The following is a 21,319-nucleotide window of genomic DNA, read 5'->3' on the forward strand; positions in this document are numbered from 1 at the left end:
CAGGCGCGGTAATTTGGCGCGATTTAGCAGAATTCTGTTCACTTTTTGATAATGTGATCACAAGAAAAACCTGTGTGATCACATTGTGGCAGACCACTGAGCTGCCGCGTGGTCTCGCGCTGCAGTTTGCGGCGGATCTGCGCAGGGTAATCCTCAAAGCCATTGGCGGTGATCACAAAGGCCCCCTCGCCCGTGATCAGGTTCTCGTAAAACCAGCCCGTCAGATCGGTTTCGTCTGTCTCGATCGCCAGGGCGTTGACCGTCACGCCCATTTCCGCGAGCGCTGCATGGCGGGTGGCGGGCTCCGGCCCCTCGTTGGAGATCCCGTCGCCCGAGACATCAATCACGCGGCGCGCACAGTGCGGCACCTGCAGGAGAGCAGCTTCTGACGCGCTCAGTGCCTCGCCGATGGCCGTCGAGAAATTCCGCCAGACACGTTTGTTCGTGGCAACAGCCTCGGCCAGAGCGTCTGCATCATCGCCGCTGCGCACCGGTGTCCAGGGGATGGTCTGGCGCTGGCGCGAGGAGCCTGTCCACTGGATCACCGTGACCATCGCCTCCTGACTGATCAGCGCGTCAATGACGATACCGTCCCGCAGCGCCTCGGCCAGCCCGTCCATCTGAATTCGGAATTCCCGCGCATCGACCGAGCCGGAGACATCCACGGCCAGAACAAGCGCCAGCTGACAGGCCATGGCTGGCGTGCCGGTAATGAGTGTCAGGAGGATGGCAAGCGTCCGGAGCATGCGGCCAAGCCTACCCGACCCGGCGCGGTTGTCACCTGGAAAGCGGTGGGGTGGGATGGCCGGTTTGAGCGTGCACCCACTGAGATACCACATTGCTTCAGTATCTGCTGTTGAGCATTTCGCCCGATGATGTTCTCTGTGTGCGGAACAAAGCTGTCAGATCTGAGCTCAAACGCCTGCAATGGATACTTCAGGATTTTGAGGACACCCGGAAAATGGCTGATGCGCCCGATCGGCTGGAGATTCCGTACACGTGGCACAAAGTCATTCCGTTTATCGGCGAACTGACACCGGCTCCGACCATCAGTAACCCGAACGCCGTGGTCATGTTCGGCTCTTATACCCTGTGGCGATACGCACTGGCCAACGACCTGAAACCCGGTGTTTTTAAAATCAGACCCTTTGTCCATGAGATACCCTGGCACCCGTTTCTGCTTAATGGTGCGGATGCTCTTTTCTTAACGCTGCGCGATGTTCCCGAACACCTGCCCGATGACGGAAAAGACTGGTTCTTACGCCCGGTGGAAGACAGCAAAGAAGAGCCGGGAAACGTAAAGTCTGCCGGTGAAATCATTGATTTGGCCAACAAGGTACTCGCCCTGGAAGAGCACGAAATACCAAAAGGCTCTCTTCGTCACGATACAGAAATGATGTTCACGCCGCCCGTTCGCATTCTCAAAGAATGGCAACTGTGGGTGGTAAGAGACGCAATTGTTACTTTCTCTCTCTCTCTACAAAGAGGGCTCGCGGGTCGTTTACAGAACTGAAATTGATGATGACGCCCTGGAATTTGCAAGGACGCTGGTCGCGGCGAACCCAGGCTATGCACCCGCTTATGTGATCGACATCTGTCGCACAGATGACGGGCTGAAGATGCTCGAAACGAACTGCATCAATGCTGCCGGCTTCTACGAGGCTGACCTGCTGAAGCTGGTATCGTCCATCGACGCATTTTCGGCTGGCTGACATCAGAAACTGAGTTTTTGCTGTCGCGGAGTTGCGTCGGGTTTGTCGCGCACATTCCGCCCCTCAACACCCCACCTGCGCCCGGCACATCCCGCGCGCCGCGGCCTTGCTTCAGAAATCCGCCAGGTCGCGCAGATACCCGTCGAGTTCAGTGCAGATGGTGATGCGTGCCAGTTCAGGATCGTAGAACCCGTTGGCCTCGCCGCAGTCCCCGACAACGATGTCCAGCTGCGCGGGCAGGTCAAAATCGGTGTTCAGTGCGGCAACCTCCTCTGCCACCAGTGCGCCGATCAGCGTGTCGCGGGGGCCGTCATAGACCATCGACTGCGCGGGATCACCTGCGGTGATGTCATCCAGCACCGGGCCCCAGCTGTCAGCGGCCAGCGCGTATTCTTCCTCGCAGGTCTCTGCGCGCTCATCAGGCAGATCAAGCTCGGCGGCCAGATCCGCGCGGTCCCCGGGATTTGCGCCATAGAAGAGGCAGATCATTGTATAATAGCGCTGAAGGTCAGGTCCGTGCACATCCCACAGGGCCGGTTCGTTTTCCTGCGCCTCGCCCAGAAAGCCAAAGGCCGCATCATAGATAATGCCCGTGGCGTCGTCCTCGTCATAGAGGTCGTGGATCAGCAACACGCTCAGCACATCGGCTGCGTCCTCTTCCTGGCCAAAGACCGGCAGCGCCAGCAGGTCAATCAGCGCATGCCCCATCTCATGATAAAGGATGGCCAGCACATTGGCCTCGACAAAGGCATCTTCACGCTCGGAGGCCAGAACGCCGCCCCCAAGACAGAGCAGAAAGGAAATTGCGGCGGTCAGCGTTCTCACAGGGTCTCCCGGGGATCAGAGCGGCATCAGCGCCCAGTAGTCCAGATCGAGCAGCACATGCGGCAGATATTTGCCGTCTTCGCCCCGCAGCGTAAAGGGGTCGCCGCCTTTTGTCGCCACCAGTCGCAGCCGGATGGTTCCGACCCCCGGCGCATCGGTTTCTGCCTTGTCCAGCACTTCGGACCAGGCGCGCACCGTGTCACCGGCAAGGCATGGGTTGGCATGGGCGCCGCTGTTCAGCCCCACAACCATCTGTGCGTTTGCCAGACCATTAAAGCTGAGCGCGCGTGCCATGGAAATCACATGGCCGCCATAGATCAGACGGGTGCCATCAGGCCGGGCCGACGTGTCAAAATGCACTTTGGCTGTGTTCTGCCACAGTCGCGTGGCCATCATATGCTCGGCTTCCTCGATCGTCACGCCGTCAACGTGATCGATCTGTTCGCCGATGGCGTAATCGCCCCAGCGATGCGGCTCGCCCGCAAGGGTGAAGTCATAGCCGGTAAAGTCGAGGCCTCCCGGGATCACCAGCCGGTCTGCCGGGACAGCCTGTGCAAGCTCGGGGATCACCGTCTCCGGCGCGGGTGCGTCCAGCCGGTTTTTGCGCACCATGACCCAGCGGACATATTCCAGAACAGTCTCGTCATGCTGGTTGAGGCCACGCGTCCGCACCCAGACCACGCCGGATTTGCCATTGGAGTTTTCCTTGACCCCGATCACCTCGGATTCCGAGCGCAGCGTGTCTCCCGGCCAGACAGGTGTGATCCAGCGCCCTTCGGCATACCCCAGATTTGCAACCGCATTGAGCGAGATATCCGGCACCGTTTTGCCGAAAACCACATGAAAAGCGATCATGTCATCCAGCGGGCTGAACGGCAGGCCCGAGCTCTGCGCGAACTGATCCGAGGAATAAAGCGCGTGCCGGGCGGGATAGAGCATGTGGTAAAGAGCCCGCTCGCCCATCTTAACGGTCCGCGGCACGGCGTGGCGGATCACCTGGCCGGGCGCGTAATCCTCAAAGAAACGGCCCGGGTTCGTTCTGGCCATTACTGCGCCCCCAGTCTGGTGTCAGCGGTATAGACGCCGGGCGCGTCTTTTACGACGGCCTGGCCGCAGCGCATGACACCGGCCGCATGATCCCAGGTCTGGGTCGGGCTGCCGTGCAGCTCCCAGCCTTTGTTCAGCGCCTCGGTGACCTTGTGACAAAAGGCGGATGTGTCCTCTTCAGAGAGAAAACGGTAAAGTCTCATCAGGATACCCCGTGTTCAGAGAGGGAAGGGCCAGACGCCCAGCCAGTTGTGAAGCGCGGCGATGGCCGCAAAGAGCACCAGCGAAATGACCGCCAGACGGATATAGGTGGCACGCCCCGCGGGCTCGGGCGCGGTCCAGTCGGGCTCGGCGCGGTTGATCACGATGACCTGTCCCACGGCCCAGGCCAGCAACCCGCCAAACAGGATCAGCGACGCCAGATCCCCGTTTACCAGCAGGTGCGCAAAGGCCCAGATCTTGAAACCGGTCAGCTGCGGGTGGCGCAGTTTATACGCGGGCCAGGCTTTGGCACCTTTGGCGGCACTGGAGCCATAGACCCACAGCGCCAGCAGCATCAGCGTGTTGTTGACATGCACCATAAAGGCCGGCGGGTTCCAGACGGGCACAAAAGGCGCCGCGCGGTAGCCCATGATCATCAGCACCAGCCCGGCAACAATGCCCAGCGCCACCAGCCCCTTGCCCGCATTGCCCAGGCCCGCGCGCTGTGCCGGCATGATCCGTTTGAAATAATGTGCCGCAGTCCACAGGATCAGCCCAAGGACCAGCAGTGCTATGAAAAACAGACTCATGGGGTCACTCCGCGCGCATGGCTTCTATTGCTGCGGACTTTGCCAGTGTTTCGCGTGCCGTGGCAACATGCAGATTTTCAACGATCCTGCCATCGACCACAGCAACCGCCTGACCTGCGGCAACAGCGGCGTCATAGGCTTCTATCTGCCGCGCAGCCAGGTCGACCTCCCCTGCAGTGGGCGAAAACGCGTCGTTGGCGGTGTCGACCTGCGCAGGGTGGATCAGGGTTTTGCCGTCAAACCCCATATCGCGGCCCTGGGCGCATTCGTGTTCCAGGCCTTCGGTGTCTTTGAATGCATTGTAGACACCATCGACGATCGCAATCCCATGGGCCTTTGCCGCAAGCAGGCAGAGCGACAGCCCCCCCATCAGTGGCAGCCGGTCCGTGCGGAAACGCGCGCCCATGTCTTTTGCCAGATCGTTGGTGCCCATCACCATCCCCTGCAGCGCGGGATGCGCCGCGATGGATGCCGCATTTATAATGCCCAGGGGGGTCTCCATCATCGCCCAGACCGGCAGATCGCCGGTGATTGCCTGCAGCGCATCCAGGTCATCAGGTCCGTCCACTTTGGGCAAAAGCACCGCATCTGCCCCCATCGACGCAACAGCATGTGCGTCATCAGCGCCCCATTCCGTGCCCAGCGCATTGATCCGCACAATTTTCAGGCGCGCACCATAGCCGCCCGCCGCCAACGCAGCGGCCAGTGTGCCCCGGGCGGTCGTCTTTTCGTCAGGGGCCACCGCATCCTCAAGGTCGAAAATGATGGCATCCACAGGTAAAGACTTGGCTTTTTCCAGCGCCCGGTCGCGGGAGCCGGGGATATACAGCACAGATCTGAGCGGGCGGGATGAGGCGGTCATTGAATTCTCCGGTTCCGATACGCCGGTCGGGCGCATTATAAAGTTGCGCGGACACACGCATTTTTTTGCAGAAAGTTCAAGAAGAATCCCGCTGCAATGCAGCAAATATCAAATTCGAACAGTTTGCGTGCGGCGGGTTAACCAATATTTCAGTCCTGAGGACGATGCTGTACGTGTTCCTGATGCCGGATCCGCCTGGGTGGTGAAACTGCCTGGCAGAGCTCCCGGGGTCGCCGGAACGCTATCTTGAACCGGGGCCGCCCGGTCATCGCCGGGAACCGGCAGGCCAGATGACAGCGGGTGAAGCCTTTCGAATGAAGGCATACACACTATGAAACGCACATCAAAGATACTGCATCTCGGCGCTTTAACCGCCGCATCGGCGCTGTGGATTTCCGCGACTACGGAAGCTTCTGCGCAAAACACCCGCAACTGCGGTCCGCGTGAAGCCGTTGTTGACCGGCTAGCAGACGGCTATGGCGAGACGCGCCAGTCCATGGGGCTGGGTGCCAACAACGCCGTGGTCGAGGTTTTTGCCTCTGACGAGACCGGCACATGGACGATCACTGTCACCACCCCGAACGGTATGACCTGCCTTGTGGCATCCGGTCAGTCGTTTGAGGAACTGGCAGAGGCTCTGCCCGCCAAAGGCAACGACGCCTGATCAGAAGCGGCTGTGCAACGGCCTGCCGGGAGAACCGGCAGGTGTCTGCGCGCCAGCCGTGCATGAAAACCGGGCGCCGGCAGCCCCGGCAGCTCAGAAAAGCCCGTCCCAGATCAGCTTGCATCCGGTCACGGTGAGCAGCACGTACGTGAGGCCGAAAAACAGCCTCTCCGGGAAAAGGTAGTGCGCCCGCACCCCCAGCCATGCGCCCAGCAACGCAAAGGGCGCAAGGTAGAGATTGGCTAGCGCCGTCTCGGCCGTGAACATGCCCAGCCAGGCATAGGGAACGAATTTTCCGATATTCACAATCCAGAACACCAGCACGGTTGTGGCCTGGTATTCTGTTTTCGACAGGCCCTTTGACAGCATGTAGATCGCTGCGGGCGGGCCGCCTGCGTGGCTGACAAAGGACGTGAACCCTGCAGCGACCCCGGCCAGCGCCCCCGCCCAGGCCGGAACCTCTCTCTTTCGGATCGAAACAGTGCCCCGCCGCTGGGCAAGCTGCCAGATGACAAATCCGACAGAAATGCCCCCGATCAGAATGCGGAAATGATCCGGTTGCGCCACACGGTAGAGCAGTGCGCCCAGCACCACACCGGGCACGGCCCCCAGCATCAGCAGCTTTGCAGCCTCTCTGTCCCAGCGTTTCCAGTAAGGCGCCAGCGTGCTCAGGTCGATCAGCATCAGCAGTGGCAGCATCACGCCCAGTGCCAGCCCCGGATCAATCACCAGCGCCAGCACACTGGCCGATGCAAAGGCCGCACCCGACCCGAACCCGCCTTTGGATATGCCCGCAAAGACAACCGCGGGCCCCGCGATGGCAAAGAATGTCTGGTCCATAATCAGCACGCGCCAACTCCTGGCGCGAAACAAGGCACTTGTCCATGGCGCACGCCGCGCGGGGCACGCCACATCACGCTTTGCGCTGTGAACTTGCGCTTAGAGGCATGATTGGATAGCACGATGCCAACCTAAACCGCATGCGGAGCATTCACCAATGGCAAGACCCAAAATTGCGCTGATCGGCGCTGGCCAGATCGGCGGCACACTCGCCCATCTCGCCGCTCTTAAGGAACTCGGAGACGTGGTCCTTTTCGACATCGCAGAAGGCACCCCCGAGGGTAAGGCGCTGGACATCGCGGAGAGCGGTCCGGCCGGTAAATTCGACGCATCGCTGTCCGGCACACAGTCTTACGAGGACATCGCAGGCGCAGATGTCTGTATTGTAACCGCCGGTGTGGCCCGCAAACCTGGAATGAGCCGCGACGACCTGCTGGGCATCAACCTCAAAGTGATGAAATCCGTGGGCGAGGGCATCGCCGCGCATGCACCGGACGCTTTTGTCATCTGCATCACCAACCCGCTGGATGCGATGGTCTGGGCGCTGCGCGAATTCTCCGGCCTGCCGCACGAGAAGGTCTGCGGCATGGCGGGCGTTCTGGACTCTGCCCGCTTCCGTCATTTCCTGGCCGAGGAATTCAATGTCTCCATGAAAGACGTCACGGCCTTTGTTCTGGGCGGACATGGCGACACGATGGTGCCGCTGGTGCGCTATTCCACGGTTGCCGGTATTCCGCTGCCTGATCTGGTGAAAATGGGCTGGACAACCCAGGAAAAGATGGATGCGATCGTCCAGCGGACGCGCGATGGCGGTGCTGAAATCGTGGGACTGCTGAAAACCGGATCGGCGTTTTATGCGCCCGCCACATCCGCAATTGAAATGGCGGAAAGCTATCTCAAAGACCAGAAACGCGTGCTGCCCTGTGCCGCCTTTGTGGACGGTGCCTACGGCCTGAACGGGTTTTATGTGGGCGTGCCCACCGTGATCGGTGCCGGTGGCGTCGAACGTGTCGTCGAAATCTCGATGAACAAGGAAGAACAGGCCATGTTCGACAGCTCCGTAAAGGCTGTGAAAGGTCTCGTAGAGGCCTGCAAAGGCATCGACGGCAGCCTTTCCTGAGCGATTCTCCAGGAAATCAGTTTGAAAAGCCGGCGCCGAGTGGGGCCGGCTTTTTTTGTGCAAATCGCTCAGCGCATTCCTGATTTCCCGCGATGGTAGAGATTTTGCCCTTATTTGGCCATTTTCCCAAAAATCAGTTCTTAAATGCCCTGTTAACGTTTAGTTTACTTTTGCGGGAGTGTTCCCGTCGGGTTGGAATTATCCACCTGGTACCATGCAAATCCGGCCTCAGAAAAAACCGGTCGGAAAACGAGGGATACAATGTTCACAAGAGTACTCGCGACGGCGGCAGTCGTTGCACTTTCATCTATGGCGGCACATGCCGCTACTTTTGACTTTGATGCTGACGCAACTGCGTTCTTTAATTCCAGCGTCGACAATGTCGGTGGCAAAAAGTTTGAAGGCACCTTCGATCAGGTTTACGGCGACAGCGCACGCGCCGTCGATGCCGGTACTTCCGGCAAAGACACAAGCATGGGCATCACCGTGGCAGCCTCTTCGCTGACAGGCACGCATCCGTTCATGGACGCGCGCAATGCTGGTCTGGGCGTCTGTTCGTCCGGCACCTTTGGCGCGGGCATCAGCCAGTGTTCGTCCAACGTCGGCACAACACCGGGCGATGACAACCTGGTCAGCCCCGAAGAACTGACACTGTCTTTCAGCACGAGCGTCAAACTGACAGCGCTGCAGATCCGTGACGCAGGTCACAACCTGATCAGCAACGTGGTCGGCGCTCTGCTGATCGATGGCGTTGCCTTCGATACAGGCGACAACGGTATGGTCATTCTCGACGCGCTGGGTTCTTCCCGCGACTTCGACTTTACCAGCATCGGCTCAGCAAAGGGTCAGGAAATCTACCTGTCCGTTGCTTCCGTCGAAGCCGTGCCGGTCCCGGCATCCCTGCCCCTGCTCGCAGGTGGTATGGGCCTGATGGGCTGGTACGCGCGTCGTCGTAAAAACGCCGCCTGATACAGCTGACGGGACACCCTGTCCAGGACACAATGCGTCGCCTCCGGGCGGCGCATTTTTTGCGAGTCGCGCAAAAGTGCTGGAATCAGCAGAATAATTAAGAATTTATTGCCAGCCACCGTTTTGTGATCACACCCAAAATCCCTGTGATCACAAAATTTGCTTTTCTTCGCCACATCACGGGTTTACGCCTGAAACCGGTTGTTTTCGTCCGTTGTTGTCCTCTTAGTTGGGACAAGACTCCAGACACAACCACAGGACGGACACCATGAATATCCATGAATATCAGGCCAAGGCACTGTTGCGCAGCTATGGCGCCCCTGTTTCTGACGGACGCGTTGTTCTGCGCGCCGAGGAAGCAAAGACCGCTGCAGGCGCGCTTGATGGTCCGATGTGGGTGGTCAAGGCGCAGATCCACGCAGGTGGCCGCGGCAAGGGCAGCTTCAAAGAACCCGACGCCGGCGAAAAGGGCGGTGTGCGTCTGACGAAATCGGTAGAGGAAGCCGCGGAAGAGGCCAAAAAGATGCTGGGCCGCACGCTGGTCACCCACCAGACCGGCCCCGCAGGCAAACAGGTCAACCGGATCTACATCGAAGACGGCTCCGGCATTTCCACCGAGCTTTATCTGGCGCTTCTGGTGGACCGCCAGACCAGCCGTGTAAGTTTTGTCTGCTCCACCGAAGGCGGCATGGACATCGAAGAGGTTGCAGCCGCCACGCCCGAGAAAATCCTGTCCTTCTCTGTTGATCCCGCCTCCGGCTATCAGGCGTTTCACGGTCGCCGCATCGCCTTTGCCCTCGGGCTTGAGGGCAAGCAGGTCAAACAATGCGTCGGTCTGATGGGGCTGCTCTACAAAGCCTTCATGGAAAAAGACATGGAGATGCTGGAGATCAACCCGCTGATCGTGACCGACGGCGGTGATCTGAAGGTCCTGGATGCCAAAGTGGCCTTTGACGGCAACGCGATCTACCGCCACGCGGATATCGCCGAACTGCGCGACACCACCGAGGAAGACAGCAAGGAGCTGGAAGCCTCCAAATATGACCTCAACTACATCGCGCTCGATGGCGAGATCGGCTGCATGGTCAACGGCGCGGGCCTTGCCATGGCGACGATGGACATCATCAAGCTCTATGGCGCCGAGCCTGCCAACTTTCTCGATGTGGGAGGCGGTGCGACCAAGGAAAAGGTGACCGAGGCGTTCAAAATCATCACCTCTGACCCGAACGTCAAAGGGATCCTGGTCAACATCTTCGGCGGCATTATGCGCTGCGATGTGATCGCCGAAGGTGTGGTCGCCGCGGTCAAAGAGGTCGGCCTGCAGGTGCCGCTGGTGGTGCGCCTCGAAGGCACCAACGTTCAGGAAGGCAAAGACATCATCAACAACTCTGATGTGGATGTAATCGCCGCCGACGATCTGAAAGACGGCGCACAAAAAATCGTGAAAGCTGTAAAGGGCTGATCTTTGGCACCGGCTGGCCACATGTCTGTTGCAGCGGCCTGTGCGGCTGTTCTCCTCGGCGGATGTTCCGCCGGGGCAGTTTCCTCTGATGCGGCAGAGCTGAACAACATGTGGCGCGCCAACCAGGTGCCCAAGGCAACCCCCGCGCAGATGGTCGCGACCTTTGACCGCTTCTGCGTGAACGGCAGCCGTGATACAGCCCAGGCCGAACGGGACCTGCGCGCGGCGGAATACATCCCCCTGCCGAACAGCCGCAGCCCCGGCGCGCGCGCCTGGGTCGAGGATGACGAAGCCCCCGCCGTGGCGCTCTCGGACAGCATGTGCGTGGTCGCGGCCAGCAGCCGCTCCGGCCAGACGGACCGGTTCCGGCGCTATGTGGCCGATACATTCCCGCGGGCCCGCGCGGTTGATCCCTCCCCCCTGGGCAAAACGATTGAACAGGCCTGGGAGGTTGACGCACCAGCCCCGTTTCTGATCGCCACGGAACGCACGCCGGATGTCGACTGGTACCGCTATATGCTGATCCTCTACCGCCCGGAGGCAGAGGCATGAGCAGGTTTGTGAAACCCCTCGTGGCGGCCCTGGCCCTCGCTCTGCCGCTGCCTGTCGCGGCGGACAGCCCCGCGGATATGGCAATCGGTGCCTTTAACGCCATCTGTTTCAAAGCGGGCCAGACCGCAAAAGAGGCCCGCGACCGGATGGAACAGCGTGCAGGCAGCCCCCTGCCCTTTGATCTGGAATTCTGGGACCGCACGCTGGAGCCCGGGCCCGCCGACAATCAGCGTATCGAACGGCGCTGTCAGGTAAGCTTTGATGGCAGCCACACCGGTGCTGCAATCACCGCGCTGCGCGCGCAGATGGCCAGACCGCCGGTCTTTGGCTTTGCCATTGACCTGCCGGACACCCACACCGCCGAAACTGGCACCGCGCTGCTTGAGGGGCGCGAACTGCTGCGCGGTCGTGTGGCGGTCGTGCATGTGGGCACACGCGGCGCGCGCACCTTTATGGCCGTCGACCGCCTGCCCGCCGGATGGGAGGACAGCTGACATGCATGATGCCCCGCCCCGCGCCTGCCCCTGCTGTGACAGCACCAGAGCCGAGCCCTGGACCGCCTATTCGCCGGACAGCTGGGAGGTCGTGCGCTGCACCAGCTGCGATCTGACCTATCTGCGCAATCCCGTCGCCTATGAAGCGCTGGAGACAGATTTTGCCTGGGAAAAAACCTATGAGGCGAAAAAGGAAAGCTCCAAAGGCTCTACATCGCTCAGCCCGGCGATCCGGTCACTGCGCAAAAAGCTGGGCCTGACCCATCGGGACAAACAGGCAAAATTCCGCAGCTGGTTCAATGATGGTCATGTGCTGGACATCGGCTGTGGTCTGGGCGGGCGTATCCGCCCACCGATGACCCCTTACGGGATCGAGCTGTCGCGTGAACTGCATGCCCGGGCGGATGCCTATATGCGCGAACACGGTGGTTACTGCGTCTTTGGCCCCGGTGCCGAAGCGATCTGGGAATTTGACGCGGGCCAGCTCGATGGCATCGTGATGAACTCCTATCTGGAGCACGAAACCGAAGTGCTCAAAGTACTGCGCGGCGCACACCGGGCGCTGAAAGACACAGGGGCCGTCTATATCCGTGTGCCCAACTTCGGCTCGGTCAACCGCCGGGTCATCGGGCCGAAATGGTGCGGCTTCCGCTATCCCGACCACGTCAATTACTTCACCCTGTCCACCCTGCGCGACACCTGCGCGCGGGCCGGTTTCCGTACGGAACTGATCAACCGCATCGCGCTGCCGGTGGACGACAACATTACCGTGCTGCTGCACAAGGAAACCTCCTGATGCAGCGGCCCAACACCAACAGAACCGCTGGCGGACCCACCGCCGCTGTCGCCAAACTGTAAGTCAAAGGAACCAACATGGCCGTACTCATCGACGAAAACACCAAAGTGATCTGTCAGGGGCTTACCGGCAGCCAGGGCACTTTCCACACCGAACAGGCGATTGCCTATGGCACAAAAATGGTCGGCGGCGTGACCCCGGGCAAGGGGGGTCAGACGCATCTCGATCTGCCGGTCTTTAATTCGGTGCACGAGGCGAAACACGTGACAGAAGCCAATGCCAGCGTCATCTATGTGCCCCCGCCCTTTGCGGCGGATTCGATCCTCGAGGCGGTTGATGCAGAGATGGAGCTGATCGTCTGCATCACCGAAGGCATCCCTGTTCTGGACATGATGAAAGTACAGCGCGCGCTCGAAGGCTCCAAAAGCCGTCTGGTCGGGCCGAACTGCCCCGGTGTGATCACGCCGGATGCCTGCAAGATCGGCATTATGCCCGGCCACATCCACAAACGCGGCTCCTGCGGGGTGGTCTCGCGCTCCGGCACGCTGACCTATGAGGCCGTCAAGCAGACGACCGATCTGGGTCTGGGCCAGTCCTCGGCCGTCGGCATCGGCGGTGACCCGATCAAAGGCACCGAGCATATTGACGTGCTGGAAATGTTCCTGGCTGATGACGAGACACAGAGCATCATCATGATCGGCGAAATCGGCGGCTCTGCCGAAGAGGACGCCGCACAGTTCCTGGCCGATGAAAAGAAAAAAGGCCGCTGGAAGCCGACTGCCGGTTTCATCGCGGGCCGCACGGCGCCTCCGGGCCGCCGCATGGGTCACGCAGGCGCGATTGTCGCCGGTGGCAAGGGCGGCGCCGAGGATAAGATCGAAGCCATGCGCGCCGCCGGCATCGTTGTGGCCGACAGCCCCGCGACGCTGGGCGAGGCCGTGAAAGAGGCTATTGATAAGGGGTGAGGACCGATCCGGGCATAAGCGAGGCGAAAGCGCCTGTGGCGCTTTCGAGCGGCGAACGGGCGGAGCTCCGGGCCGGTCTCAGTATGCGCGCGGCAGAGGCCCGACGGATTGGCACGCCATCCGAACCAGCTGAACCCCGATTTACGACTTACCGTCAGACCAACGCGCTGAGGGCAGCGCCCAACCCTGGGGTGGGCGAGAAGCGCCCTTCCTGTGGGGAAGGTCCGGCGCTGCCCGGCGGTATCCGTGGGCCTGGAGTTCTGTGCAAATGACATTCAGACAAGCCGTCATCACCTGCTTTCAGAAGTATTTCACCTTCTCTGGCCGCGCTTCACGGTCAGAATACTGGTGGTTTTTCCTGTTTACCGCACTGGGCGGGTTTGTTGCAGGCTTTCTGGAAGGCTTTATCAACGCTGCCTCAGGCACGCCCGGTGGCCCGACCCTGCTGTCGGGCGCTTTCAACCTGGCGACCTTCATTCCCGGCCTCGCCGTTGGCTGGCGGCGGATGCACGACAGCGGGCGTTCCGGCCTCTATCTGCTCTACCCGATGATCGCGATTGTCGGCCTGTCGCTCTTTATCGGCATGTTCGGCGGTGCCGAGGTGCTCAATGGTTCGGATCCTTCCGCTTTGTTTGAGGGCGCCTTCGGGATTGTTGTCATCCTGGCACTCATCGTCGTCGCCATTTCGCCCTTTCTCGTTCTTTTCTGGCTCACGCGGCCTTCGCAACCCGGTGCAAACCAATACGGTCCCAACCCACATGAGGTATCCCCATGACCGAACATTCCCCCAATGACCAGTTCCATGCCTCTTCCTTTATGCAGGGGCACAACGCGGAATATCTCGAACAGATGTATGCGCGTTATGCCAATGACCCCCAGGCGGTTGATGATGCCTGGCAGGCGTTTTTCAAGGCGATGGGCGACGATGAGGTCTCGGTCAAGCGCGAGGCCGCGGGCCCGAGCTGGGCGCGCGCGGACTGGCCGCCGCAACCGGGTGACGACCTGACCGCGGCCCTGACCGGCGAATGGGCCCCCGATGCCGAGCTGAAAGGCGCAGGCGACAAGATCAAGGCCAAAGCGGCCTCTGCCGGTGTGGACGTCTCTGAGGATCAGATCAAACGCGCCGTGCTGGACAGTATCCGCGCGCTGATGATCATCCGCGCCTATCGGATCCGGGGGCATCTGGTGGCCGATCTGGACCCGCTGGGCATGCGCAACAACGACCCGCACCCCGAGCTTGACCCCAAATCCTATGGCTTTTCCGAAGCGGATATGGACCGGCCGATTTTCATCGACAAGGTGCTGGGTCTCGAGATGGCCTCGATGCGCGAGATCATTTCGATCGTGAAACGCACCTATTGTGGCACCTTTGCGCTGCAGTACATGCATATCTCCAACCCCGAAGAAGCAGGCTGGCTGAAAGAACGCATCGAAGGGTTTGGCAAAGAGGTCACCTTTACCCGCGAAGGGCGCAAGGCGATCCTGAGCAAACTGGTCGAGGCCGAGGGGTTCGAGAAATTCCTGCATGTGAAATACATGGGCACCAAGCGTTTCGGCCTTGATGGCGGCGAAAGCCTGGTGCCTGCAATGGAGCAGATCATCAAGCGCGGTGGCGCGCTGGGGGTCCGCGACATCGTGATCGGCATGCCCCACCGCGGGCGTCTGTCGGTGCTCGCCAATGTGATGGCCAAACCCTACAAGGCGATCTTTAACGAATTCCAGGGCGGGTCCTTCAAACCCGAGGACGTGGATGGCTCGGGCGATGTGAAATATCACCTCGGGGCCTCATCCGACCGTGAATTTGACGGCAACACCGTGCACCTGTCGCTGACAGCCAACCCCAGTCACCTGGAGGCGGTGAACCCGGTGGTGCTGGGCAAGGCGCGCGCCAAACAGGACCAGAACAACGACGACCAGCGCACGAGCGTAATGCCCATTCTGCTGCACGGGGACGCGGCTTTTGCCGGACAGGGCGTGGTGGCGGAATGCTTCGCGCTCTCGGGCCTCAAAGGGCACAAAACCGGCGGCACCATGCACCTGGTGGTCAACAACCAGATCGGCTTTACCACGGCCCCGCATTTCAGCCGTTCGAGCCCGTACCCGACGGACAACGCGCTGGTGGTCGAGGCGCCGATTTTCCACGTGAACGGCGATGACCCCGAGGCGGTGGTCCATGCCGCCAAGGTGGCGACAGAATTCCGTCAGAAGTTCCGCAAGGACGTGGTGATCGACATCATCTGTTATCGCCGGTTTGGCCATAACGAGGGCGACGAGCCCATGTTCACCAACCCGGTCATGTATAAAAAGATCAAGGGCCATAAAACCACGCTGAGCCTCTATACAGAGCGTCTGGTGCGCGACGGTCTGCTGCCCGAAGGCGAGATCGAGGACATGAAAGCGGCCTTTCAGGCCTACCTCAGCGAGGAGTTTGAGGCGGGCAAGGAATACCGCCCCAACAAGGCCGACTGGCTGGATGGCAAGTGGTCACATCTGGACAAACAGAAAAACAGATACCAGCGCGGCAAGACGGCCATTTCCAAAGGCACAATGCAGGAGGTCGGCAAGGCGCTGAGCAGCGCGCCCGAGGGCTATCCGCTGCACAAAACAGTCGGGCGTCTGCTGGAGACGAAACAGAAAATGTTCGACAGCGGCGAGGGTTTTGACTGGGCGACCGCCGAGGCGCTGGCCTTTGGCTCGCTGCTGACCGAAGGCTACCCGGTGCGCCTGGCAGGCCAGGACAGTACACGGGGCACGTTCTCGCAGCGTCATTCGGGGCTGGTGAACCAGGACACCGAAGAGCGCTACTACCCGCTCAATAACATCAAAACCGGCCAGGCGCAGTATGAGGTCATCGACTCGATGCTCAGCGAATATGCCGTGCTGGGTTTTGAATACGGCTACTCTATGGCTGAACCCAATGCGCTGACCCTCTGGGAGGCGCAGTTCGGTGATTTCGCCAATGGTGCACAGATCATGTTTGACCAGTTCATCAGCTCGGGCGAAAGCAAATGGCTGCGCATGTCCGGTCTGGTCTGCCTGCTGCCGCACGGGTTCGAGGGCCAGGGGCCCGAGCACTCATCCGCGCGGCTGGAGCGGTTTTTGCAGATGTGCGGGCAGGACAACTGGATCGTGGCCAACTGCACAACGCCGGCGAACTATTTCCACATCCTGCGCCGGCAGATCCACCGCTCTTTCCGCAAACCGCTCATTCTGATGACACCCAAATCGCTGCTGCGCCACAAAATGGCGATCAGCAGGGCCGATGAGTTCACCACCGGATCGAGCTTTCACCGCCTGATGTGGGACGATGCCCAGCAGGGCAATTCCGACACAAAGCTGGTCGAGGACAAGAAAATCAGACGCGTCGTCATGTGTTCGGGCAAGGTCTATTACGACCTGCTGGAAGAACGCGATGCACGCGGGATTGACGATGTCTATCTGCTGCGCGTCGAACAGTTCTATCCTTTCCCGGCGCAGTCCGCGGTCAAAGAGCTGGAACGCTTCAAGCAGGCAGAGGTCATCTGGTGCCAGGAAGAGCCCAAAAACCAGGGCGCCTGGACCTTTATCGAGCCCAACATCGAATGGGTGCTGGGCCGTATCAAAGCCAAACATCCGCGGCCCCGCTATGTGGGCCGCGCCACATCCGCCTCGCCCGCCACGGGCCTGGCCTCGCAGCACAAAGCACAACAGGCAGCGCTGGTGAACGACGCGCTGACCATTGAAGGGAAGTAAGCCATGACCACTGAAGTACGCGTGCCCACGCTGGGCGAATCCGTGACAGAGGCCACTGTGGCCACCTGGTTCAAAAAGCCCGGTGAAACGGTTGCCGTGGATGAGATGCTCTGCGAGCTGGAAACCGACAAGGTCACGGTCGAGGTGCCCTCGCCCGCCGCCGGAACCCTGGCCGAAATCGTCGCCGCCGAGGGAGAGACCGTTGGCGTGGACGCGCTGCTGGCCACGCTGACCGAGGGCGAAGGCGCAGGTGCCGGGAGCGCTGCTCCCGCCGCTGCACCCGCACCGGCCGCCCCGGCGGCCGCCGCGCCGTCGGGCGGCACCGTGGACGTCATGGTGCCCACCCTGGGCGAGAGCGTCACCGAGGCCACTGTCAGCACCTGGTTCAAGGCAGTGGGCGACACCGTGGCCCAGGACGAAATGCTCTGCGAGCTGGAAACCGATAAGGTCTCTGTCGAGGTGCCCGCCCCGGCAGCAGGCACGCTGACCGAGATCACGGCAGCCGAAGGCACAACCATTCAGGCTGGTGGCAAACTGGGTGTGATGGCACAGGGTGAAGGCGCGGCTGCCGCGAGCCCCGCCCCGGCGCCTGCCGCTGCCCCGGCCCCTGCTGCCGCCCCATCGGGTGGTGCAGATGTCGAGGATGCGCCCTCGGCCAAAAAGGCCATGGCCGAGGCCGGGATCAGCCGCGATCAGGTCACAGGTTCGGGCCGCGATGGCCGGGTGATGAAGGAGGACGTGGCCGCCGCTGTGGCCGCCGCCTCTGCCGCGCCTGCTCCGGCAGCAGCCCCTGCTGCACCACGCGCCCCTGTCGCCGCTGACGATGCCTCCCGCGAGGAGCGGGTCAAAATGACCAGGCTCAGACAGACCATCGCACGCCGCCTCAAGGACAGCCAGAACACCGCTGCCATGCTCACCACCTACAACGAGGTGGACATGACCGGCGTGATGGAACTGCGCAATGAATACAAAGACCTGTTCCTCAAAAAGCACGGGGTCAAGCTGGGCTTTATGTCCTTCTTTACCAAGGCCTGCTGCCACGCGCTGAAAGAGGTGCCGGAAGTCAACGCAGAGATCGACGGCACCGACATCGTCTACAAAAACTTTGTGCATATGGGCATCGCCGCAGGCACCCCCACGGGCCTCGTGGTGCCGGTGATCCGGGACGCGGACGCCATGAGCTTTGCCGCCATTGAAAAGGCCATCGCCGAAAAAGGCGCCCGCGCCCGTGACGGCAAACTGAGCATGGCCGAGATGCAGGGCGGCACCTTTACCATCTCCAACGGCGGGGTCTACGGCTCGCTCATGTCCTCGCCCATTCTGAACCCGCCGCAATCGGGCATCCTGGGCATGCACAAAATCCAGGACCGCCCCATGGCCATCGGCGGCCAGGTGGTGATCCGCCCGATGATGTATCTGGCCCTGTCCTATGATCACCGCATTGTCGACGGCAAAGGTGCCGTGACCTTCCTTGTGCGGGTCAAGGAAGCGCTGGAGGATCCGCGCCGGCTTCTGATGGATCTCTGAGCCGGTGTCGCAGCTGCTCGACCATATCCCCAAGGAATGGCCACGGGTTTTCTCCGTGGTCTCCATCGGGTTTGTCGGGATCTATGCTGCGATCGAGCTGCACGGCGATCTGAACGGGCTGGACAGTTTTTCCATCATCGGCTGGGCGCAGGAAACCATTGAACCGCTGTCGAGTATCGGCGCGGGCATGATCCTGTTCCTGTCTGTTTTTGCCGCCTATGCGGTGGGCGAACTGATCACCACCATGGCACCGGTCTATGTCACGCAGGAGCAGAAAAAGCGGCGGCTGCAGATGCTGATGGCCGCCCGCGACGACAAGAGCGGTTTCATGCGCGAACTGCTGCGCAAGACCGATAACAAAGTGGAGTTTTTCTGCGGGCTCTTCATGATCATGATGATCTCCTGGAGCGCAAAACTGATCGTGCTGGCCGCAGGCGGCTTTTATGGCGGCGCGCTCTACCAGGTGCCGGGCATCGTGCTCAGCCTCATACTCTTTCACTTTGCCCGGGTGATGGCGGTGCGGGACATCCGGATGATGATCCGCCTGAAAGAAGAACATGACGCAGAGGCACGGCGCAATGCCTCCTGAAAGGACGGACACATGACCGAAACAACAATTCTGGCCCTCTATGGCCTGCTGGTGCTGCTGACGCTTCTGCTGCAGGCCACCGGCGCTCTGACGCAGCTTGGCATGGGCTATCTGCTGGGCAGCCGCGACGAGGGGCGCACCGTTTCCGGCATCGCCGCGCGGCTGGAACGCGCGCTGGCCAATTCGGTCACGGCCATGGTGCTTTTTGCGCCTGCCGTACTGCTGATCGAAATGGCCGAGAAAAACAGCAGCCAGACAATGCTCGCCGCGACCGCGTTTCTGATTGCGCGCCTTGTGTATCTGCCGGCCTATGCCTTTGGCATCACGGGCATCCGCAGCCTCGCCTGGACGGTCGGTTTCTTTGCCACCGCACTGCTCTACTTTCTCGCACTCTGACCCGCGCAGACCAGACCCCGGAACATGACAGGACGGCCACCCGATGACCCCTGAACTCACTGTGCTGACCCTGGCCGCCCTGTTGCAGGTGGCGCAGTTCGGGCTGATGGCCATCCCGGCAAACCTGGAACTGGGGACCGCCAAAACGCTCTCGCCGCGCGATACGGACCGCATGGGGGGCAAACCGCTCGCCGATCAGATGAGCCCGCGCACCGCCCGGCTGAACCGCGCGCTGAACAACCACTTCGAGGGGCTGATCCTGTTTTCCATCGCCTGCCTCGTGATCACCCTGTCCGGTCAGTCCACCGCGCTGACGTCCACCTGTGCCTGGATTTACCTGGCCGCACGCCTGGCTTACGTGCCGGCCTATGCCTTTGGCCTTGTGCCCTGGCGGTCGCTGATCTGGTTTGCGGGTTTCATGGCAACAACAGTGATGTTGATTGCCGCCCTGATTTGATGCCACTGTATGAACAGACCCCTGATGCAGCGTGCGCCGCGCACCGACGTAATACCGACGCTGTACCGACGTAAAACTGACGCACCACAGACACGCAAAACAAAGGAATTTATCAATGGCCAGCTATGACGTCATCATCATCGGTTCAGGTCCGGGCGGCTATGTCTGTGCGATCCGCTGCGCGCAGCTGGGTCTGAAAGTTGCCTGTGTCGAGGGGTGCGACACCCTGGGCGGCACCTGCCTGAATGTGGGCTGTATCCCCTCCAAGGCGCTGCTGCATGCCAGCCATATGCTGCATGAGGCCGAGCATAACTTTGCGGCCATGGGCCTCAAGGGCAAAAGCCCTACTGTGGACTGGAAACAGATGATGTCCTACAAGGAAGACACCATCGGCCAGAACACCAAGGGCATCGAATTTCTGTTTAAAAAGAACAAGGTAGACTGGCTGAAAGGCTGGGGATCGATCCCTGAAGCTGGCAGGGTCAAAGTTGGCGATGAGGTGCATGAGGCCAAAAACATCATCATCGCCTCAGGCTCGGAGCCTGCCTCTCTGCCAGGGGTCGAGGTGGATGAAAAAGTTGTCGTGACGTCCACCGGCGCGCTGGAACTGGGCAAGGTTCCCAAAAAGCTGGTGGTCATCGGTGCGGGCGTGATCGGGCTGGAGCTGGGCTCTGTCTATGCGCGTCTGGGCACCGAGGTGACCGTGGTGGAGTTTCTGGACGTGGTCACCCCCGGCATGGATGCCGAGATCCAGAAGACATTTCAGAGAACGCTGAAAAAACAGGGCCTTACCTTTGTCATGGGGGCCGCCGTGCAAAAGACCGAGGCCACAAAGACGAGGGCAAAAGTGCATTACAAGATGCGCAAGGACGACAGCGAACACGTGATCGAAGCAGATGCGGTTCTGGTCGCCACAGGGCGCAAACCCTTTACCGAAGGGCTGGGTCTTGACGCGCTGGGGCTGGAAATGTCCCCCCGGGGACAGATCGCCGTGAACGACAAATGGGAAACGAGCGTCAAGGGCATCTATGCCATCGGCGATGTGATTGACGGCCCGATGCTGGCACACAAGGCCGAGGACGAAGGCATGGCCGCCGCGGAACAGGTTGCGGGAAAACATGGCCATGTGAACTATGGTGTGATCCCCGGCGTGATCTATACGCACCCCGAGGTGGCCAACGTCGGTGCGACCGAGGAAACCCTCAAAGACGAGGGCCGTGCCTATAAGGTCGGCAAATTCAGCTTTATGGGCAACGGGCGCGCCAAGGCGAACTTTGCCGGGGATGGTTTCGTGAAAATCATCGCGGACAAGGAAACCGACCGCATTCTGGGCGCGCATATCATCGGCCCGGCGGCGGGCGATCTCATTCACGAGATCTGTGTGGCAATGGAATTCGGTGCCTCAGCCGAGGATCTGGCGATGACCTGTCACGCGCATCCGACCTATTCCGAAGCGGTGCGCGAGGCTGCCCTCGCCTGTGGTGACGGACCTATTCACATGTAACGGCGGGGCATTGGG

The 21,319-nt window shown here is 60.8% G+C and carries 24 protein-coding genes; 17 read left to right on the top strand and 7 right to left on the bottom strand.

Annotated features, from left to right (window positions below; translation table 11 throughout):
- Nucleotides 1-38 precede the first annotated feature (38 nt).
- Entirely contained in the window at nucleotides 39-746 is a 708-nt protein-coding gene (locus Q1A34_RS15425; RefSeq protein WP_300035992.1) for a DUF1194 domain-containing protein, read from the bottom strand.
- A 215-nt stretch (nucleotides 747-961) separates the two neighbouring features.
- Between Q1A34_RS15425 and Q1A34_RS15430 the strand changes: the two genes are divergently transcribed.
- Nucleotides 962-1,513 carry a hypothetical protein gene (locus Q1A34_RS15430; protein WP_300035995.1) on the top strand — a complete coding sequence of 184 codons (552 nt, stop codon included), beginning with the start codon at nucleotides 962-964 and terminating at the stop codon, nucleotides 1,511-1,513.
- A complete protein-coding gene (locus Q1A34_RS15435) occupies nucleotides 1,458-1,712 on the top strand; it encodes an ATP-grasp domain-containing protein (RefSeq protein WP_300035998.1) in 255 nt (84 codons plus the stop codon). Before Q1A34_RS15430 ends, Q1A34_RS15435 begins: the two co-directional genes overlap by 56 nt.
- 111 nt (nucleotides 1,713-1,823) lie before the next feature.
- On the opposite strand, the gene Q1A34_RS15440 is transcribed toward Q1A34_RS15435, so the two are convergent.
- The 5 genes from Q1A34_RS15440 to Q1A34_RS15460 are packed head-to-tail and all read right to left on the bottom strand — an operon-like array spanning nucleotide 1,824 to nucleotide 5,237.
- Nucleotides 1,824-2,537 (bottom strand): DUF4344 domain-containing metallopeptidase, encoded by a 714-nt coding sequence (locus Q1A34_RS15440; RefSeq protein ID WP_300036000.1) that lies wholly within the window; start codon nucleotides 2,535-2,537, stop codon nucleotides 1,824-1,826.
- Between the two features lie 15 nt (nucleotides 2,538-2,552).
- Nucleotides 2,553-3,584 carry a MaoC family dehydratase gene (locus Q1A34_RS15445; protein ID WP_300036003.1) on the bottom strand — a complete coding sequence of 344 codons (1,032 nt, stop codon included), beginning with the start codon at nucleotides 3,582-3,584 and terminating at the stop codon, nucleotides 2,553-2,555.
- The gene (locus tag Q1A34_RS15450; protein ID WP_300036006.1) at nucleotides 3,584-3,787 is read right to left on the bottom strand and encodes a DUF1737 domain-containing protein; all 204 of its coding nucleotides are present in this window, start codon (nucleotides 3,785-3,787) and stop codon (nucleotides 3,584-3,586) included. The genes Q1A34_RS15445 and Q1A34_RS15450 overlap by 1 nt, the downstream gene beginning before the upstream one ends.
- 15 nt (nucleotides 3,788-3,802) lie before the next feature.
- The gene (locus Q1A34_RS15455) at nucleotides 3,803-4,375 is read right to left on the bottom strand and encodes an NnrU family protein (protein WP_300036009.1); all 573 of its coding nucleotides are present in this window, start codon (nucleotides 4,373-4,375) and stop codon (nucleotides 3,803-3,805) included.
- A gap of 4 nt (nucleotides 4,376-4,379) precedes the next feature.
- Complete coding sequence (locus Q1A34_RS15460) at nucleotides 4,380-5,237, bottom strand: CoA ester lyase (RefSeq protein ID WP_300036012.1); 858 nt, start codon at nucleotides 5,235-5,237, stop codon at nucleotides 4,380-4,382.
- A gap of 331 nt (nucleotides 5,238-5,568) precedes the next feature.
- Between Q1A34_RS15460 and Q1A34_RS15465 the strand changes: the two genes are divergently transcribed.
- Nucleotides 5,569-5,901 (top strand): hypothetical protein, encoded by a 333-nt coding sequence (locus tag Q1A34_RS15465; RefSeq protein ID WP_300036016.1) that lies wholly within the window; start codon nucleotides 5,569-5,571, stop codon nucleotides 5,899-5,901.
- Between the two features lie 93 nt (nucleotides 5,902-5,994).
- Here Q1A34_RS15465 and Q1A34_RS15470 read toward each other — a convergent pair whose 3' ends face one another.
- Nucleotides 5,995-6,741, bottom strand: coding sequence for a sulfite exporter TauE/SafE family protein (locus Q1A34_RS15470; RefSeq protein WP_300036723.1), 747 nt, complete (start codon nucleotides 6,739-6,741; stop codon nucleotides 5,995-5,997).
- Nucleotides 6,742-6,898: 157 nt separating this feature from the next.
- Here Q1A34_RS15470 and mdh point away from each other — a divergent pair, with 157 nt between their 5' ends.
- The 14 genes from mdh to lpdA all read left to right on the top strand — a co-directional run bounded on the left by mdh (nucleotide 6,899) and on the right by lpdA (nucleotide 21,304).
- Nucleotides 6,899-7,861: a malate dehydrogenase gene (gene mdh / locus Q1A34_RS15475; RefSeq protein WP_300036019.1), complete on the top strand. Its 963-nt coding sequence runs from the start codon at nucleotides 6,899-6,901 to the stop codon at nucleotides 7,859-7,861.
- 261 nt (nucleotides 7,862-8,122) lie between these two features.
- A complete protein-coding gene (locus Q1A34_RS15480; RefSeq protein WP_300036022.1) occupies nucleotides 8,123-8,830 on the top strand; it encodes a PEP-CTERM sorting domain-containing protein in 708 nt (235 codons plus the stop codon).
- Nucleotides 8,831-9,098: 268 nt separating this feature from the next.
- Entirely contained in the window at nucleotides 9,099-10,292 is a 1,194-nt protein-coding gene (gene sucC, locus Q1A34_RS15485; RefSeq protein WP_300036025.1) for an ADP-forming succinate--CoA ligase subunit beta, read from the top strand.
- A 21-nt stretch (nucleotides 10,293-10,313) separates the two neighbouring features.
- Nucleotides 10,314-10,844: a hypothetical protein gene (locus tag Q1A34_RS15490; RefSeq protein WP_300036028.1), complete on the top strand. Its 531-nt coding sequence runs from the start codon at nucleotides 10,314-10,316 to the stop codon at nucleotides 10,842-10,844.
- Nucleotides 10,841-11,338 (top strand): hypothetical protein, encoded by a 498-nt coding sequence (locus tag Q1A34_RS15495; protein ID WP_300036031.1) that lies wholly within the window; start codon nucleotides 10,841-10,843, stop codon nucleotides 11,336-11,338. The genes Q1A34_RS15490 and Q1A34_RS15495 overlap by 4 nt, the downstream gene beginning before the upstream one ends.
- Nucleotide 11,339: 1 nt before the next feature.
- Complete coding sequence (locus Q1A34_RS15500; protein WP_300036034.1) at nucleotides 11,340-12,134, top strand: class I SAM-dependent methyltransferase; 795 nt, start codon at nucleotides 11,340-11,342, stop codon at nucleotides 12,132-12,134.
- Nucleotides 12,135-12,211: 77 nt separating this feature from the next.
- The gene (gene sucD, locus Q1A34_RS15505; protein ID WP_300036037.1) at nucleotides 12,212-13,099 is read left to right on the top strand and encodes a succinate--CoA ligase subunit alpha; all 888 of its coding nucleotides are present in this window, start codon (nucleotides 12,212-12,214) and stop codon (nucleotides 13,097-13,099) included.
- Between the two features lie 268 nt (nucleotides 13,100-13,367).
- Nucleotides 13,368-13,874 carry a DUF805 domain-containing protein gene (locus Q1A34_RS15510; protein WP_300036040.1) on the top strand — a complete coding sequence of 169 codons (507 nt, stop codon included), beginning with the start codon at nucleotides 13,368-13,370 and terminating at the stop codon, nucleotides 13,872-13,874.
- Nucleotides 13,871-16,831 carry a 2-oxoglutarate dehydrogenase E1 component gene (locus Q1A34_RS15515; protein WP_300036043.1) on the top strand — a complete coding sequence of 987 codons (2,961 nt, stop codon included), beginning with the start codon at nucleotides 13,871-13,873 and terminating at the stop codon, nucleotides 16,829-16,831. Before Q1A34_RS15510 ends, Q1A34_RS15515 begins: the two co-directional genes overlap by 4 nt.
- A 3-nt stretch (nucleotides 16,832-16,834) precedes the next feature.
- The gene (odhB, locus tag Q1A34_RS15520; protein WP_300036046.1) at nucleotides 16,835-18,358 is read left to right on the top strand and encodes a 2-oxoglutarate dehydrogenase complex dihydrolipoyllysine-residue succinyltransferase; all 1,524 of its coding nucleotides are present in this window, start codon (nucleotides 16,835-16,837) and stop codon (nucleotides 18,356-18,358) included.
- 4 nt (nucleotides 18,359-18,362) lie between these two features.
- Complete coding sequence (locus tag Q1A34_RS15525; protein WP_300036050.1) at nucleotides 18,363-18,947, top strand: hypothetical protein; 585 nt, start codon at nucleotides 18,363-18,365, stop codon at nucleotides 18,945-18,947.
- 12 nt (nucleotides 18,948-18,959) lie between these two features.
- Complete coding sequence (locus Q1A34_RS15530; RefSeq protein ID WP_300036053.1) at nucleotides 18,960-19,343, top strand: MAPEG family protein; 384 nt, start codon at nucleotides 18,960-18,962, stop codon at nucleotides 19,341-19,343.
- Between the two features lie 43 nt (nucleotides 19,344-19,386).
- Nucleotides 19,387-19,800 carry an MAPEG family protein gene (locus tag Q1A34_RS15535; RefSeq protein WP_300036056.1) on the top strand — a complete coding sequence of 138 codons (414 nt, stop codon included), beginning with the start codon at nucleotides 19,387-19,389 and terminating at the stop codon, nucleotides 19,798-19,800.
- Between the two features lie 115 nt (nucleotides 19,801-19,915).
- Complete coding sequence (gene lpdA, locus Q1A34_RS15540) at nucleotides 19,916-21,304, top strand: dihydrolipoyl dehydrogenase (protein ID WP_300036059.1); 1,389 nt, start codon at nucleotides 19,916-19,918, stop codon at nucleotides 21,302-21,304.
- Nucleotides 21,305-21,319 lie beyond the last annotated feature (15 nt).

The organism is uncultured Roseobacter sp. (assembly GCF_947491795.1).
Taxonomy (GTDB): Bacteria; Pseudomonadota; Alphaproteobacteria; order Rhodobacterales; family Rhodobacteraceae; genus Roseobacter.

What these genes read in the sequence shown, in the direction of transcription:
- Q1A34_RS15425 (WP_300035992.1), bottom strand. Translation starts at nt 746, where the DNA reads ATGCTCCGGACGCTTGCCATCCTCCTGACACTCATTACCGGCACGCCA.
- Q1A34_RS15430 (WP_300035995.1), top strand. Translation starts at nt 962, where the DNA reads ATGGCTGATGCGCCCGATCGGCTGGAGATTCCGTACACGTGGCACAAA.
- Q1A34_RS15445 (WP_300036003.1), bottom strand. Translation starts at nt 3,584, where the DNA reads ATGGCCAGAACGAACCCGGGCCGTTTCTTTGAGGATTACGCGCCCGGC.
- Q1A34_RS15450 (WP_300036006.1), bottom strand. Translation starts at nt 3,787, where the DNA reads ATGAGACTTTACCGTTTTCTCTCTGAAGAGGACACATCCGCCTTTTGT.
- Q1A34_RS15455 (WP_300036009.1), bottom strand. Translation starts at nt 4,375, where the DNA reads ATGAGTCTGTTTTTCATAGCACTGCTGGTCCTTGGGCTGATCCTGTGG.
- Q1A34_RS15460 (WP_300036012.1), bottom strand. Translation starts at nt 5,237, where the DNA reads ATGACCGCCTCATCCCGCCCGCTCAGATCTGTGCTGTATATCCCCGGC.
- Q1A34_RS15465 (WP_300036016.1), top strand. Translation starts at nt 5,569, where the DNA reads ATGAAACGCACATCAAAGATACTGCATCTCGGCGCTTTAACCGCCGCA.
- Q1A34_RS15470 (WP_300036723.1), bottom strand. Translation starts at nt 6,741, where the DNA reads ATGGACCAGACATTCTTTGCCATCGCGGGGCCCGCGGTTGTCTTTGCG.
- mdh (WP_300036019.1), top strand. Translation starts at nt 6,899, where the DNA reads ATGGCAAGACCCAAAATTGCGCTGATCGGCGCTGGCCAGATCGGCGGC.
- Q1A34_RS15480 (WP_300036022.1), top strand. Translation starts at nt 8,123, where the DNA reads ATGTTCACAAGAGTACTCGCGACGGCGGCAGTCGTTGCACTTTCATCT.
- sucC (WP_300036025.1), top strand. Translation starts at nt 9,099, where the DNA reads ATGAATATCCATGAATATCAGGCCAAGGCACTGTTGCGCAGCTATGGC.
- Q1A34_RS15490 (WP_300036028.1), top strand. Translation starts at nt 10,314, where the DNA reads ATGTCTGTTGCAGCGGCCTGTGCGGCTGTTCTCCTCGGCGGATGTTCC.
- Q1A34_RS15495 (WP_300036031.1), top strand. Translation starts at nt 10,841, where the DNA reads ATGAGCAGGTTTGTGAAACCCCTCGTGGCGGCCCTGGCCCTCGCTCTG.
- Q1A34_RS15500 (WP_300036034.1), top strand. Translation starts at nt 11,340, where the DNA reads ATGCATGATGCCCCGCCCCGCGCCTGCCCCTGCTGTGACAGCACCAGA.
- sucD (WP_300036037.1), top strand. Translation starts at nt 12,212, where the DNA reads ATGGCCGTACTCATCGACGAAAACACCAAAGTGATCTGTCAGGGGCTT.
- Q1A34_RS15510 (WP_300036040.1), top strand. Translation starts at nt 13,368, where the DNA reads ATGACATTCAGACAAGCCGTCATCACCTGCTTTCAGAAGTATTTCACC.
- Q1A34_RS15515 (WP_300036043.1), top strand. Translation starts at nt 13,871, where the DNA reads ATGACCGAACATTCCCCCAATGACCAGTTCCATGCCTCTTCCTTTATG.
- odhB (WP_300036046.1), top strand. Translation starts at nt 16,835, where the DNA reads ATGACCACTGAAGTACGCGTGCCCACGCTGGGCGAATCCGTGACAGAG.
- Q1A34_RS15530 (WP_300036053.1), top strand. Translation starts at nt 18,960, where the DNA reads ATGACCGAAACAACAATTCTGGCCCTCTATGGCCTGCTGGTGCTGCTG.
- Q1A34_RS15535 (WP_300036056.1), top strand. Translation starts at nt 19,387, where the DNA reads ATGACCCCTGAACTCACTGTGCTGACCCTGGCCGCCCTGTTGCAGGTG.
- lpdA (WP_300036059.1), top strand. Translation starts at nt 19,916, where the DNA reads ATGGCCAGCTATGACGTCATCATCATCGGTTCAGGTCCGGGCGGCTAT.